Source organism: Actinoplanes sp. NPDC051411 (assembly GCF_040682075.1).
Taxonomy (GTDB): Bacteria; Actinomycetota; Actinomycetes; order Mycobacteriales; family Micromonosporaceae; genus Actinoplanes.
Map to the genome: position 1 here is coordinate 1 of NZ_JBFBAD010000124.1, position 12,708 is coordinate 12,708.

14 protein-coding genes are annotated in these 12,708 nt (G+C 70.4%); 5 read left to right on the plus strand and 9 right to left on the minus strand.

Annotation, left to right across the window (positions count from 1 at the left end):
- Positions 1 to 118 precede the first annotated feature (118 nt).
- Positions 119 to 1,108: an ABC transporter substrate-binding protein gene (locus AB0M88_RS42465; RefSeq protein WP_364111989.1), complete on the minus strand. Its 990-nt coding sequence runs from the start codon at positions 1,106 to 1,108 to the stop codon at positions 119 to 121.
- 85 nt (positions 1,109 to 1,193) lie between these two features.
- On the opposite strand from AB0M88_RS42465, the gene AB0M88_RS42470 reads away from it, so the two are divergent.
- The 3 genes from AB0M88_RS42470 (at position 1,194) to AB0M88_RS42480 (ending at position 3,508) form a co-directional block, all read left to right on the plus strand.
- Complete coding sequence (locus AB0M88_RS42470; RefSeq protein ID WP_364111991.1) at positions 1,194 to 2,198, plus strand: cupin domain-containing protein; 1,005 nt, start codon at positions 1,194 to 1,196, stop codon at positions 2,196 to 2,198.
- Positions 2,199 to 2,375: 177 nt separating this feature from the next.
- Positions 2,376 to 2,795, plus strand: a complete 420-nt coding sequence (locus tag AB0M88_RS42475) for a hypothetical protein (protein WP_364111993.1) — start codon at positions 2,376 to 2,378, stop codon at positions 2,793 to 2,795.
- Entirely contained in the window at positions 2,792 to 3,508 is a 717-nt protein-coding gene (locus AB0M88_RS42480; RefSeq protein WP_364111995.1) for a methyltransferase, read from the plus strand. The genes AB0M88_RS42475 and AB0M88_RS42480 overlap by 4 nt, the downstream gene beginning before the upstream one ends.
- Here the strand turns inward: AB0M88_RS42480 and AB0M88_RS42485 are convergent.
- Positions 3,489 to 4,049: a TetR/AcrR family transcriptional regulator gene (locus AB0M88_RS42485; protein ID WP_364111997.1), complete on the minus strand. Its 561-nt coding sequence runs from the start codon at positions 4,047 to 4,049 to the stop codon at positions 3,489 to 3,491. The two genes, AB0M88_RS42480 and AB0M88_RS42485, sit on opposite strands and share 20 nt — an antisense overlap.
- A gap of 52 nt (positions 4,050 to 4,101) precedes the next feature.
- On the opposite strand from AB0M88_RS42485, the gene AB0M88_RS42490 reads away from it, so the two are divergent.
- Entirely contained in the window at positions 4,102 to 4,416 is a 315-nt protein-coding gene (locus AB0M88_RS42490) for a hypothetical protein (RefSeq protein WP_364111999.1), read from the plus strand.
- 153 nt (positions 4,417 to 4,569) lie between these two features.
- Here AB0M88_RS42490 and AB0M88_RS42495 read toward each other — a convergent pair whose 3' ends face one another.
- Together AB0M88_RS42495 and AB0M88_RS42500 are read right to left on the minus strand one after the other, a co-directional pair.
- Positions 4,570 to 5,304, minus strand: a complete 735-nt coding sequence (locus AB0M88_RS42495; protein ID WP_364112001.1) for an SDR family oxidoreductase — start codon at positions 5,302 to 5,304, stop codon at positions 4,570 to 4,572.
- Positions 5,305 to 5,321: 17 nt separating this feature from the next.
- Complete coding sequence (locus tag AB0M88_RS42500) at positions 5,322 to 6,224, minus strand: SDR family oxidoreductase (protein WP_364112003.1); 903 nt, start codon at positions 6,222 to 6,224, stop codon at positions 5,322 to 5,324.
- 56 nt (positions 6,225 to 6,280) lie between these two features.
- Here AB0M88_RS42500 and AB0M88_RS42505 point away from each other — a divergent pair, with 56 nt between their 5' ends.
- A complete protein-coding gene (locus tag AB0M88_RS42505) occupies positions 6,281 to 7,213 on the plus strand; it encodes a LysR family transcriptional regulator (protein WP_364112005.1) in 933 nt (310 codons plus the stop codon).
- 9 nt (positions 7,214 to 7,222) lie between these two features.
- On the opposite strand, the gene AB0M88_RS42510 is transcribed toward AB0M88_RS42505, so the two are convergent.
- Genes AB0M88_RS42510 through AB0M88_RS42530 form a run of 5 tightly spaced genes read right to left on the minus strand, consistent with a single transcriptional unit; the run spans position 7,223 to position 12,705 of the window.
- Complete coding sequence (locus AB0M88_RS42510; RefSeq protein ID WP_364112007.1) at positions 7,223 to 7,894, minus strand: hypothetical protein; 672 nt, start codon at positions 7,892 to 7,894, stop codon at positions 7,223 to 7,225.
- A complete protein-coding gene (locus AB0M88_RS42515; RefSeq protein ID WP_364112009.1) occupies positions 7,891 to 8,397 on the minus strand; it encodes a sigma factor-like helix-turn-helix DNA-binding protein in 507 nt (168 codons plus the stop codon). The genes AB0M88_RS42510 and AB0M88_RS42515 overlap by 4 nt, the downstream gene beginning before the upstream one ends.
- A gap of 35 nt (positions 8,398 to 8,432) precedes the next feature.
- Complete coding sequence (locus tag AB0M88_RS42520; protein WP_364112011.1) at positions 8,433 to 10,454, minus strand: hypothetical protein; 2,022 nt, start codon at positions 10,452 to 10,454, stop codon at positions 8,433 to 8,435.
- Positions 10,451 to 11,245, minus strand: a complete 795-nt coding sequence (locus AB0M88_RS42525) for a CbbQ/NirQ/NorQ/GpvN family protein (protein WP_364112013.1) — start codon at positions 11,243 to 11,245, stop codon at positions 10,451 to 10,453. Before AB0M88_RS42525 ends, AB0M88_RS42520 begins: the two co-directional genes overlap by 4 nt.
- The gene (locus tag AB0M88_RS42530) at positions 11,245 to 12,705 is read right to left on the minus strand and encodes a hypothetical protein (protein WP_364112015.1); all 1,461 of its coding nucleotides are present in this window, start codon (positions 12,703 to 12,705) and stop codon (positions 11,245 to 11,247) included. Before AB0M88_RS42530 ends, AB0M88_RS42525 begins: the two co-directional genes overlap by 1 nt.
- Positions 12,706 to 12,708: the final 3 nt, after the last annotated feature.

Sequence of the window (12,708 nt, forward strand, 5' to 3'; positions counted from 1 at the left end):
CCGACCCCCCCCCTCCCACCACGCCGTACCCACACACCCCCCCCCCCCCACCACCCACCCGCCGTCGTCTGTGTCCGGGCGCCGCCGCCCCCCCCCCCCCCCCGCTTCCCGTACGCCGTCAGACCACTACTTTCGTCATGATGCCCGAGGGAAAGACGTCCTCGGGGTCGACCAGCCGGTGGGCGATGCCCTGCTGATGGGCGTAGGTGAGAAGCTGGGCGAACGTGGCCCGGTTCGCCTCGATCCCGTACGGGAAGGGGTCGCCGCCGAACTGATCGCGCATCTGCCGGCCGTAGGTCGCGAGCCACGGCAGCGGATAGCGCGACACCGCCGGGTCGAGAAGCCGCTCCACGCTGCGGTTCTTCGACTCCAGGAACGCGTTGTAGAGGTTGCGCGCGACCCACGGGTTGTCCTCGAGGACCGCCCGCTTCATGGCGATCAGGTGCATGATCGGCCAGACCTGGGTCTTCGCGTAATAGTCGGCCTCCATCTCCTGGTAGTCCGGGTAGAGCCGCACCACGTCGGGGTGGCCCTGCAGGAAGCAGTCCGGCGGCCGGGCGATGATCGCGCAATCGATGTCACCGGCGGCGAGCAGGTCCGACAGCGAACGGTCGGGCACGCGGGTGAGCTGGACACCGTCCGGCAGTGCGAGCTCGACCTTCTCGACCCGGCCGGGCGAGTTGGCGCCGGCCTGGTACCAGTGCACTTCGTCGAGCTTCACCCCGATCTCGTTGTGCATCCAGCCGCGCATGTAGACGGCGGCCGAGTGGGCCCACTCCGGCGATCCGACGCGCTTGCCGCGCAGGTCCTCGATCGTGCGGATGCCGCTGTTCCTGTTGACGTAGAACGAACTGAAGCGGAACAGCCGCGAGCAGATCACCGGCAGGCCGATAATGTCGGGGTCGTCGCGGGTGACCTGGGCCGAGAACTTCGCGATCGACAGCTCGGCGACGTCCCACTCGCGGTTGGCGGTGAAGCGGGCGAACACCTCGTGGTGGCCGAGAACCGACCAGGTGTGGTCGATGCCCTGCGCGGTGACCGCGCCGAGGCGGAAGTCGCGGAAGTGGTCGTAGTCGGTCGTCGCGATGCTGAGATGAAGGTTTGCCACCGGGACTCCTCTGGAATGGTTAGACCATCAGTCCTATACTGGCGCCGGACTTCCTGGCAAGGTTCGGTGAGAGAAAGCAGGCAGCATGGGCAAGGGACGCACCTTCGTCCGCGGGTTGGACTCAGAGACCTACGGCCTCAACCACTTCCGGCGCGAACAGCTCGCCGCCGAGCGGGTCCGCGACGACTCCGTCGTCGTCGACACCGGCGACAGCGCCGCGCACTCCGGCGACTCGGCCAAATCCCGTACGTGGTGGCGGATCGGCCCCGGCGACGACCCGTTCCTCACCCAGACCGTACAGATCCACTTCGTCGAGCTGCCGCCGGACAGCGCCAACCGCGGCCACGGCCACCAGAACGAGGCCGCCTTCTACATCCTCGAGGGCCGCGGCTACGAGATCCACGACGACCAGAAGTACGACTGGAAACAGGGCGACCTGGTCTTCGTGCACACCGACTCGGTGCACCGGCACTACAACCCGTACGACGAGCGCGCCGTCTGCCTGGTCATGAAGGCCAAGTCGACCTGGATGTTCATGGGCCTGATCCAGCAGGGCCGCAGCGGCCCGATCGACCGCCCGGACGAGTTCGGCGACCGCGAGGACTGGACCCGCATCTGGACCCCGGGCGTGATGGATCGCAAGAAGGTCGTCACCGCCGAGGACGGCGAGTGGGAGACCACCCCGATGGGCCACATCCGGGTGATGAACTCCAAGGAGCAGACCGACCACCGCCAGTTCTCGGTCGACGTGCAGGAGCAGAAGATCGAGGGCGGCAGCCGCTCGGGCAAGTACTGGAAGATGGCCGACGAGGTCGTCTACGTGCTCGACGGCTCCGGCTATTCGCTGCACTGGGAGGTCGAGGCAGAGATCGCCGAGCGCTACTACGCCCGGATCGCCAAGGAGCCGACCCGCCACGAGATCACCAAGGGCGACACCCTCTACGTCCCCCAGAACACGATCGTCCAGCACTTCGCGGCCGACGGTACGCCGCTGCACATCATCTCGGTGCAGAACCGCATCTTCAAATACCTGGGCTACGACAACACCCACTACTTCGAGAACGCCCCGGAATACTCGCCCGCGGGCTGATCTGAGCTCATGCTCAGCTTCGAGGCATCCAGCGACCGTCTGGGCCGTCCCCACGGGACGGCCCAGCCTGGCGTCCGGGCCTCCGGCCGCTGATCCCCAGCCGTGATCGACACTCCCCCGGCGGTCCGCGAGGCTCGCGGACCGAAAACCGCTTGAGCCGTACGCGAGGATTCCTTCGTGGAACGAGCCGAGTTGCTGATCGAATGGGCCCGCGGCTGGGCCGTGTCACGGGCTCACCCGGCGCCCACCCCGGCCGCCGGTGGCGTGCGGATCCAGCTCGGTCACGCGGAGCGCCACGTGACGACGGCTATGCCGGGATGGCTGGCCGACGCCGACATCGCGTTCGACACGGAAGTCAAAGTGCTCGGACCGCCGGAGGCGCTCCGGCGTTCGCTCGACGACCGGTGGCTGATGTTTCCGACGGTCGAGCTGATGGCGACCGCCGCGCTGGCCGTCCTCGGCAACTGGGCCGCCGGCCAGGGACTGCGCACCGGCGTTCTGGCCGCGACCGGCCAGGGCGCGCCGCTCTATCGGCGGCTCGGCTGGGCGTCGCACGGCTCGATCGCGGGCGCCGTCTTCACCGGGGTGAGGCAATGACGTACGACGAGCTGGTCGCCGAGGCGGCGGCGGTGCCGTTGCGGGGGTGGGATTTCGGCTGGCTGGCCGGCCGCGCGACCGGGTCGGAGCCGTCCTGGTCCTATCCGGACGCCGCCCGGGGCCTGGTCGCCCGCAGCACGGCCGTGGTCGACGTCGACACCGGTGGGGGCGAGCTGCTCGCGTCGCTCGGGCCTCTGCCGCCGGGGACGATCGCGACCGAGGGCTGGGAGCCCAACCTCGCCGTGGCGCGGGTGCGGCTCGGGGTCGACGTGCGCTACGCCCCCGGCACCGGACTGCCGGTCGATTCCGGGTCGGCCGACCTGGTTCTCAACCGGCACGGGCGGCTCGACGCGGCGGAGGTCGCCCGGGTGCTCAGGCCCGGCGGTGTGCTTCTCACCCAGCAGGTCGGCAGCGACGACTGCGCGGAAATCAACGAGGCGCTGGGCGCTCCACCGCCGTACGCCAAGACCTGGGATGCCGCGACCGCGGCGAAGGAACTGACCGCGGCCGGCCTCGCCGTGACCGAGGTGCGGGAGGAGTGGCCGGAGTTCGTCTTCCACGATGTGGGCGCGCTGGTGTTTCAGCTGCGGGCGGTGGCCTGGCAGGTCCCGGATTTCACGGTCGAGCGATACGCGGGCGCCCTGCGCCGCATCCACGAGCGGGGTGAGTTCCGCGCCCGCTCGCACCGGTTCCTCATCCGCGCGGAGCGCTGAGGCCGCGCACGACCAGTTCGTTGGCCTCGTCGGTGGTCAGACCCCAGGCCCACTCGCGCTTGTGCAGGCGCAGCGACACGATGCCGTGCCAGGCCGACCACAGCAGCAGCGCGGCCGGGAACGGGTCGACGCCGGGCACGGCCGCCGCCAGCGAGACGATGCGCTGCTGCAGGCGGGGGCCGTACGGCGCGCGCGTCTCCGGGATGGCGTCGTCGCTCTCGAACAGCAGCTGGTAGGCCCCCGGGTGGGCGAGGCCCCAGTCGATGTACGCCTTCCCGGCCACGATCAGCGGGTCGCCGCCGGCCGCGTCCAATGCGTCCTCGATCGAGGTGACCATGTCGTCGTACTGCGCGTCGAGCACCGCCGACCGCAGCTCGGCCTCGGACGGGAAGTGCCAGTAGACCGCGGACGGCGCCACGCCGCAGGCCCGCGCGATCGCCCTCAGCGAGGGCACCGCGACCGCCTGCGGTTCGGCGAGCATCCGCACGGCGGCGGCGATGAGGTCCTCACGCAGGTCGCGACGCACGGCTCCATTGAACACGTGTTCATGCTACCGTCTGCCCTGAACACCCGTTCAATTTAAGGAAGTCGATATGCACAGCCTCGTCACCCTGGTCCGCAAGCGGCCCGAGGTCACGACCGAGCGGTTCCGCCACTTCATGGAGCATGAGTACGGCCCGGCCTACGTGTCCCTCCCCCAGACCCGGCGCTACGTGCAGACCTTCGTCACCGACCCGGCCGGCCAGGTCGACGCCATCGTCGAGATCAGCTTCGACGACGAGGCCGCGATGCGGGACGCCCTCGACACCGACGCCTACCGCGGCGCCCGCGACGCCCGCGAGGCGTACATGCTCGACATCCACCCGGTCGGGGTCGACCGGTCGGTCCAGCTGGTCCAGGGGCCCTGAATTCTGGGCGGAGCGCCGCGTTGACCTGCCGCACGGCATGCCGACCACTCACCACGAGCTGCTGAACGGCGAGATGCTGACGTACTTCCGCTCCTGACCGCGTACGGAAAGGGACCGGGAGAGAAATCTCCCGGCCCTTTCACCGCCGGGGTTTCAGATGATGCCCCCGTTGGCCCGCACCACCTGGCCGTTGACCCAGTGGCCCTCCGGCCCGGCGAGGAAGCCGATGATGTCGGCGATGTCGCCGGCCTGGGCGAGGCGCTCGAGCGGCGGCAGCTTCGCCAGGTGGTCGATGGTCTCCTGGTCCTTGCCGTTGAGGAAGAGCTCGGTGGCGGTCGGGCCGGGAGCCACGCAGTTGACGGTGATGTTGCGGCCGCGCAGCTCGCGGGCGAGGATCAGCGTGACCGCCTCGGTCGCGCTCTTGCTCGCCACATAGGGCCCGTAGCTCGGGAACCGCAGGCCGACCTGCGACGTGGAGACCGTGACGATCGAGCCGCCGTCGCGCAGCCGGCGCGCCGCCTCGCGGAGCACGATGAAGGTGCCGCGGATGTTGGTGTGGTAGATGCGGTCCAGCACCTCGATGTCGAGGTCGGCGATGTTCACCAGCGGCATGATGCCGGCCGAGTTGACGATCACGTCGACGCCGCCGTACGTCTTCTCGGCGAGGTCGAACATCGCGGCGACCGCCTTCTCGTCGCCGACGTCGGCGCCCGCCGCGATGGCCCGGCCACCGGCCGCGGTGATCTCCTCGACCACCTTGGTGGCCTCGGCCGCGCCGCCCGCATAGCCGACGACGACGGCGGTCCCGGCGGCCGCCAGTTTGAGCGCTGTCGCACGCCCGATGCCTCGCGAACCGCCGGTGACGATCGCGACCTGCTGCTCAGTCATGAGGTTTCTCCGTCTCTTCAGAGGCTGGGGTTGGTGGAAAGGAGTTCCGCGATGCCGATGCGGTGGTAGAAATTCTCGCGGATCCGGTCGTAGACCACCGAGACCACTTCGCTGCCGTCGCGGCTCGGGTCGATATGAACACGATAGGGACGGTCGCCGGCCGGCCGGCCGACAACCCGCACGATCACGTCGGCCACCTCCTCGACGCCCCGGCCGGCCGGGAAGATGTCCTCCAGGCGCTGCGCCATCTCCTCGCGGAGCCGGCCGTAGGCCTCGTCGTACTCGGCCGCGCGGGCCGGGTCACCGGGCGGCGACGCGTGCAGGAAGTGGTTGGTGCCGGTCGGATAGGCGCCCGGCACGACGATCGTGGTGTCGATGCCGAACTTGATGAGCTCCGCGGCGTAGCTCTCGGCCAGCGCGTCCATGCCCGCCTTGGCGGCGAAGTAGGGCGCGAGGAACGGCGGATGGCCGCCGCGGGTGCTGGAGCTGCCGATCCACACGAGGTGGCCGCTGCCCTGCCGGCGCAGCAGCGGAAGCACGGCCCGGTTGACCCGCTGGGTGCTGAGGACGTTGATGTCGTAGAGCTCGGCGAGCTGCTCGGTCGTGTACGCCTCGGCCGGCCCGAGCACCATGTGCCCGGCGTTGTGCACGACCACGTCGACGCGCTGCTGCTCGCCGCTGATCCGCGCGATCGCCGCGTCGACCGATTCCTGGTTCTGTACGTCCATCTCGATGCCGCGCACGTCGATGCTCTCGGCCTCGGACAGGCGGCGCAGCTCCTCGACCTTGCCGGCGTTACGCCCCGCGGTCTCCCGCATGCCGGCGTAGACGGTGTGGCCGTGGCGGGCGAGCGCGCGGGCGGCGAGGTTCCCGAAGCCGCTGGAGGCTCCCGTGACGATAATGACCTTCGAGTCAGGCATGTATTCAGCGTGCGCTGGTTCGCGTCTGCGCGCCATGCAGAATCTACAATCTGAATATGCACCGGGCGCATCTGGAGAATGTCGACCTCAACCTGCTGCCGGCCCTGCACGCGCTGCTCGAGGAGCGCAACATCTCCCGGGCCGCCGACCGCATCGGGCTGAGCCAGTCGGCGATGAGCCGGGCCCTCCAGCGCCTGCGGCGCGTCCTCGACGACGACCTGCTCGTGCGGGCCACCCGCGACTACCGGCTGACCCCACGGGCCTCGCTCATCCGCGACCAGCTGGCCGTGCTGGTCCCCCAGCTGGACGCACTCTTCTCCGGATCATCGTTCGACCCCGCCGGCTTCAGCCGGACCATCCGGCTGACCGGCAGCGACTACGCGACGGCCGTGGTCGGCCCGGCGCTGGTCCGGCAGGTCGCGGCGCAGGCGCCGCTCGCCACCGTACGCTTCACGGCCTGGCACCCCCGCGTCTTCGACGACCTGGCCCTGGGCGACCTCGACCTGGCCTTCTTCGGCGCGCAGCCCCCGCCGCCGCTCCGCACAGTCGAGCTGTTCACCGACCGGTTCGTGTGCCTGGTCGCGCTCGACCACCCGCTGGCCGGCCGAACGGCCCTGACCCTCGACGACTACCTGAGCTGCCGGCACGTTGTCATCGACGTCACGGCGGGCACCCAGCCGGCGATCGACCGGGTGCTGGCCGCCCGGGGCACCCCCCGCGACGTGGCGTCGATCCTGCCGTTCCACACGGTGGCCCCGCTGACGCTGCCCGGCACGGCGCTGATGGTCACGCTGCCGTCCCTCCTGGTGCCGTCGCTGGCGGGCGGCGACCGGCTGTCGGTGGTGCCGGCCCCGCCCGAGATCGAAACCCTCTCTTACCGCATGGCCTGGCACCCCCGGGTCGACTCCGACCCGGGCCACCGCTGGCTCCGCTCGGTGGTGCGGAACGCCGCCGCTCCTACGGATTCCGGAACGTCGCGAGAAGACTGAAGGCCGCCCTCAGCCCGGCAGCCGGACCGTGCCCACTGCCCGGCCCACGGCGTCGTAGCCGACCAGGGCCGGCTCCTGGCCGGAGGCGTACCAGAGGAAGAACATGCCCTCGGCGGGCAGTGCGGCCCTGGTGCTCCCGTCGGGGAAGTGCAGCTCGGCCCGGACGGCGGGGCCGGCGGTCGCCCAGGCGGTCACGATGTTGCGGCTGTCGGAGGACGCGCCGAGGTCGCCGAAGGATCCGGTCGACGCGGGCGGCGCGCACTGACCGCCCGCCAGCCGGAAATGGGCCGGTGCGGGGCGGTCGAGCGGCCCCGGCGCCTCGAACATCGGCGCGATGCAGGTGGTGCCGTCAGCCGCGCGGGCCGACCAGACCGATAAGACCTGGCCGTCCGACCCTGGTTCCTGGGCCACCCGGCGGGCGTGCTGCACGTCGACCCGGCCGTCCGTCTCGTGGGTCCAGAACTTGAGTGGCCCGGTCAGGCTGTCCGGCAGCAGCCCACCGGCCGCGGCGATGCCGCCGCCGAGGGCGAGGAGCGCGGCGACCAGCGCCACGACGAGGAGCACTCGGCGGGCGCGGGAACGGCCGGGCGCGTGCAGGGGAGGCGGGTTGTCGCGCCAGCGCTCCCGCACCACGGTCACCGGCCGCAGCGTTTCCAGGGTCTCCATGGGATCGGTCTTCACGCGGCACCTCCAGGGCCGGGAAGGGGTGCGGCTTCGGTCAGCCCTTCGCGCAGGCGTTGCCGGGCCTGGAAGAGGCGTACGTGGAAGGTGGGCAGGGAACAGCCGGCGACCTTCGCGGCCTGCCGGTGGCTGAGGCCGTCCCAGGCGACCAGCAGCAGCGCCTCCCGCTCCCGTGGGGTGAGCTCGGCCAGCTGGGCCAGGACGGCCGCCCGCTCGACGGCCAGCACGTCCGCGGCGGCCGCCGGCTCGGCGATCTCGTCGAGCCGCTCCAGCTCGGAGGTGAGCCGCGCCTGCCGCAGGTTGGCGATCGCCGCAGGTTGGCGATCGCGTTGCGGGCCACGACCAGCAGCCAGGGCAGCGGGCTCGCCGGCACGTCGGACAGGCGCCGCCACGCGACCAGGAAGGTTTCGGACAGCGCTGTCCGGGTCGACGTGCCGCAGCGCGTAGGCGAGGACCCGGGGTCCGTAAGTCGCCCGGAGGTCGGCGAACCGTTCTTCGCTCACATCAGGAAGTGTCCGGCCGGGCCCGGAAACTTACGTCAGGAGGCGGCTCGGGCGACCAGGTAGAGGGAGGCGAGGGCGTTCGGGAGGTCGAGGGCGTTGCTGATGACGTGGTACTCCTGCGGGTCGGCCATGTCGCTCAGGTAGTCGCCGCCGGCCGGGTCGATCGTCACCAGGTAGGGGCGGACGCCGACCGTTCGGGCCTCCTGCAGCGCCTTCGCCGTGTCGGCCACCGCGTAGGACAGGACGGCCGAGTCGCCGTACTGCTGGCCGTAGTCGAGGTCATAGGGGCGGCCGTCGGACACGATTAGGAGGATTTTGGTCGCGGCTTCGGAGCGGCGCAGCAGCGACGTCAGATGGCGGATCGGTGGGCCCATCCGGGTGGTGTGGTCGGGGACGAGGCCGGCCAGGCGGTGGATCATCGCGGGGGTGCGGCGCTCGTCGAGGCCCTTGACGACCGAGACGCGGACGTCGTCGCGGCCGCCGCCCGAGAAGCCGAAGATGCCGTAGACGTCGCCGATCCGCTCGAGGGCCTCCAGCAGCAGCGAGACCGCGTCGCGCTGCAGGTCGAGGATGCGTTTCGCGGGCAGTGTGCCGGGGAGGCGTTCGGCGGTCGACGAGCTGAGGTCGACCGCGACCGCGACGGCCACGTCGCGGCGGCGTTCCTGGACGCTGACGTACAGGCGGTCGCTCGGCTCCACGCCGGTGCGCAGATCGAGCAGGGCGTCCACGCACGCGTCGAGGTCGAGGTCGTCGCCGTGGCGGCTGCGGCGGACGAAGTCGCGGCCGGACGGCCGGACCCGGGACAGTTGCGCGACCAGGCCGGGCAGCAGGTGGCCGTGCCGGGCGAGTGCCGACCGGTGGCTCCGGTCGGGTCGCGCCTTCATCATCGGTGACGGCCGCCGCTGCCGCACCAGCGTCCAGTCGCGCAGGTAACGCCCGGCGACCGAATCCCATTCGGGGTAGACGAATTCGTCGCGCCCGTGGGCGTGCAGGTGCCCGTGGACGTGGTCGTGGTCCTCGTCGAGGTTGGGCCCGTGGTCGTGCGGCAGCGGTTCGGGTGGGGTGTCCGGCCGGTCGGTGGTGGTCACGTCGACGCCGCCGCGCTCGGCCTGCAGCGACCGCTCGACCAGGCCCTCGGTGTCCTCATCGGACGATTCGGCCGCCTCGTCGGGCGTCATGCGCAGAATCGCTTCCTGCAACGGCATTCCGGACGCCTGCTGCCCGGCGTAGCGCGGCCCGGGTACGTCCCGGTAGCGCACCGGATGGAAGCGCACGTCGAACTTCTCGTCCCCTTCGAGCCGGATCTCCTTCTCCCCCAGCCGGAACCACGGGTCGTCGACGTCGAAAGCCGCTTCGGCAAACGCGAACGGGCGGACGCTGCGCTGCACGCCGACGTTCGGAAGGCCGGCCAGTACCTGGTAGATCCGGATCGCGGCTTCCGCCGAAGACTCGGGGGTCGCCGCGGGAAGGGTCAGCGGACGGGCCACGGCGGCGACCCGGGAGAGCGAATCGAACAGCGACGCCGGTGCCATGACGTCGCTTGCGCCCAGCGAAAGGCGTACCAGTGCCTCGGCAACCGCCGCCCGGGGCGGCAGAAGCGTGAGTTCCGGCCGGTTTTCCAGCGCTTCGCGCTGAGCCGCGCGAAAGGCCGGGGCCAGCCCGGGGAATCGGCGCACGGCCGCCGCATCGATGCGGAGATCTTCCAGTACGGCGTAGACCTCGACCGCCAGCGCCGACCGTCCGAACAGGCGGGTGAACTGTTCCAGCGCCGGTAACGACCCGGCAGCCGGCCGGATGCGCCGGAACAGCGGCTCCGGCCGGTTGAGATCGAGCCGGAACGTGCCCATCGCGTGGTGCAGTGCGCGATGGGTGAGGGCCACGTCGTACCACCGTCCGACCGGCGGCGCGGTGGCCGGCAGGCGGACGGTGGTCGCGGTGTCCGGGTGCTGCCACAGGTCGGCGTCGTCGGCGTACGGGGAAAGCTCGCACCCTCTCCCCGAGAGGGCCCGGAAATAGAGGGTGAGAGCCTGCTGCGCCGATTCGAATTGCGGTCTCACGACGGGAAGACCGCCGAGGTGACCTTGCGCACCGCCTCCTGGATCTCCGCGTCGTCGCTGATCGCCTGGACCAGCGCCACATCGCACGCCCGTTGAGCCGGAACCCCTTTGCGGATAAGGGCTCCGACGTAGATGAGCAGCCGCGTGCTCGGCCCGTCGATCAGGTCGGCCTCGTCGAGGTTGCGCAGCCGGTCGCCGAGGAACGCCAGCGATTCGGCGGTGCCGGCGTCGACGCCCGCCTCGTGCGCGATGATCGTGGCCTCGTGGCCGGCCGACGGGTAGTCGAATTCGATGGCCATGAACCGCTGGCGGGTGCTTGGTTTCAGGTCTTTCGCCGACGCCTGGTAGCCGGGGTTGTAGGAGACGACCAGGAGGAAGTCGGGGTGGGCGGTCAGCTGAGCGCCGAGGCGCTCGATCGGGAGCGTACGCCGGTGGTCGGTCAACGAGTGCAGGATGACCGTGGTGTCCTTCCGGGCCTCCACGACCTCGTCCAGATAGCACAGTGCGCCGGAGCGGACCGCCTGGGTGAGCGGCCCGTCGAGCCAGGTCGTGCCGTCGGCGGCCAGCAGATAGCGCCCGACCAGGTCGGCCGCGGTCATGTCGTCGTGGCAGGTGACCGTCACCAGGTCGTGGGTCAGGGTCCAGGCCATGTATTCGACGAACCGGGTCTTGCCGCAGCCGGTCGGGCCCTTGAGCAGGACGGGAATGCGCTCCTCGTAGGCGGCCCGGAACAGTTCGACCTCGTCGCCGGTCGGAAGGTAGAACGGCGCTTCCAGCAGAAGGTCAGACATCAGGCGAACTCTCCCCGCTGCTCCCGCTCGATCCAGGCCACCGGGTCGTGGGCGTAGTCCCGCTGGTAGTCACCCGGGAAGTTGATGCCGGGCAGGGCGGGGATCCAGTCGTACTCGAGGTGGCCGGTGCCGCCGAGGCTGCTCGCCAGCCGGACCACCCGGGGGTGGTCGAGGGCCGCGATGCGGCCCTTGTCGATCAGCGTGACCCACTCGCCGGTGTCCCGCCGCTTGATCTTGTAGGTGGCGAAGAGGTTGTGGACGTGCGGGAAGTGCATGGTCGGCAGCTTGTTGCGCTTGGCGTAGTCGAGGAACGTCTGGTCCCAGTGCTCGGCGCCGAATCCGAAGTGGATGACGCCGGCCTGGGCCCGCTCCGGGAGGTTGGTCCAGGAGTCGTTGTACTTCCAGAGCGTCTCGATCTGCCGGTAGCTCTTGGGGTTGGTGCCGATCGACGCGTCGTTGAAGTAGGCCCAGCCCTTGTAGGGGAAGCCCGGGTACTGAACGTCGCGGTAGCGTTCGACGACCTCACGCCAGAGGTCGCCGTAGCGCCCGCCGCCGTCGATCTTCGAGATCATCCCGCCTTCGATGGTGATCTGAATGTGCGGGTAGTAGCCGGTGTGGTTCGACGTCCCGCCGATCACGCCGTTCAGCGTCGGCATCAGGGTTTTCGCTTCCTTCAGAAACGTCTCGGCCGGGTGACCGAAGCGAATCCCCTGGATGGTCGAGCCGAGGATGTGCCCGGAGATATACGCACCCTTGGGCCACAGTTCGGCCTGTTCCGCGGTCACCTTCCAGCCGATGTCGGTGCCCTCGGGGCTGGTGATGCGCACCTCGGCGGCGTTGCGGAAGGCGTCCACCACCATCAGGTCGACGGTCCGCCAGATCTCGTCCGGCACCCCGTTGGCGCGCGAGATGAAGTCCTCGTACGTCGAATACACCCAGTTGTTGCGGATGCGCTTGCCGGCCGCCCGCTTCCAGTGCGACCGCCCCGCCTCCCCGGCGTAGACCCCGGTGAACCCGGGCCGGTCGTCGAGGAACTTCTTCAGCGCGGCCGCGGCCACGTTGAACTCGACCCCCTCCTCGATCATCGGGGGCAGCCGGTCGGTGATCTCGCGCCAGCCGTCGGCCGCGCTGTATTCGCGCACCTCCATGCCGAGGTCGGTCACGTCGAGACGGTCCACTTTGGCCACACCCAGTTCGAGCAGAGCCCGGCGCAGCGCTTCGAAGACGAGTTCGTGCTGGTGCGGGAAGGTGACGATGAGCAGTTCGTCGCCCGGTCGCACGTCGCCGAGCGCGGAGCGGCCGTACCGCCGGCGCACGTGCGCGCGGGCCAGCGGCATCAGCTCCTCGATGTCGTCCGTCCGGTCCTGCAGCAGATAGCGGGGAAAGCGGGGGGCGGGAAACTCGAATCCGTCGAGGGGCGCGGGGACGCCGGGTGCTTGCAGGGCGGGGGGCGTGGTCAAGAT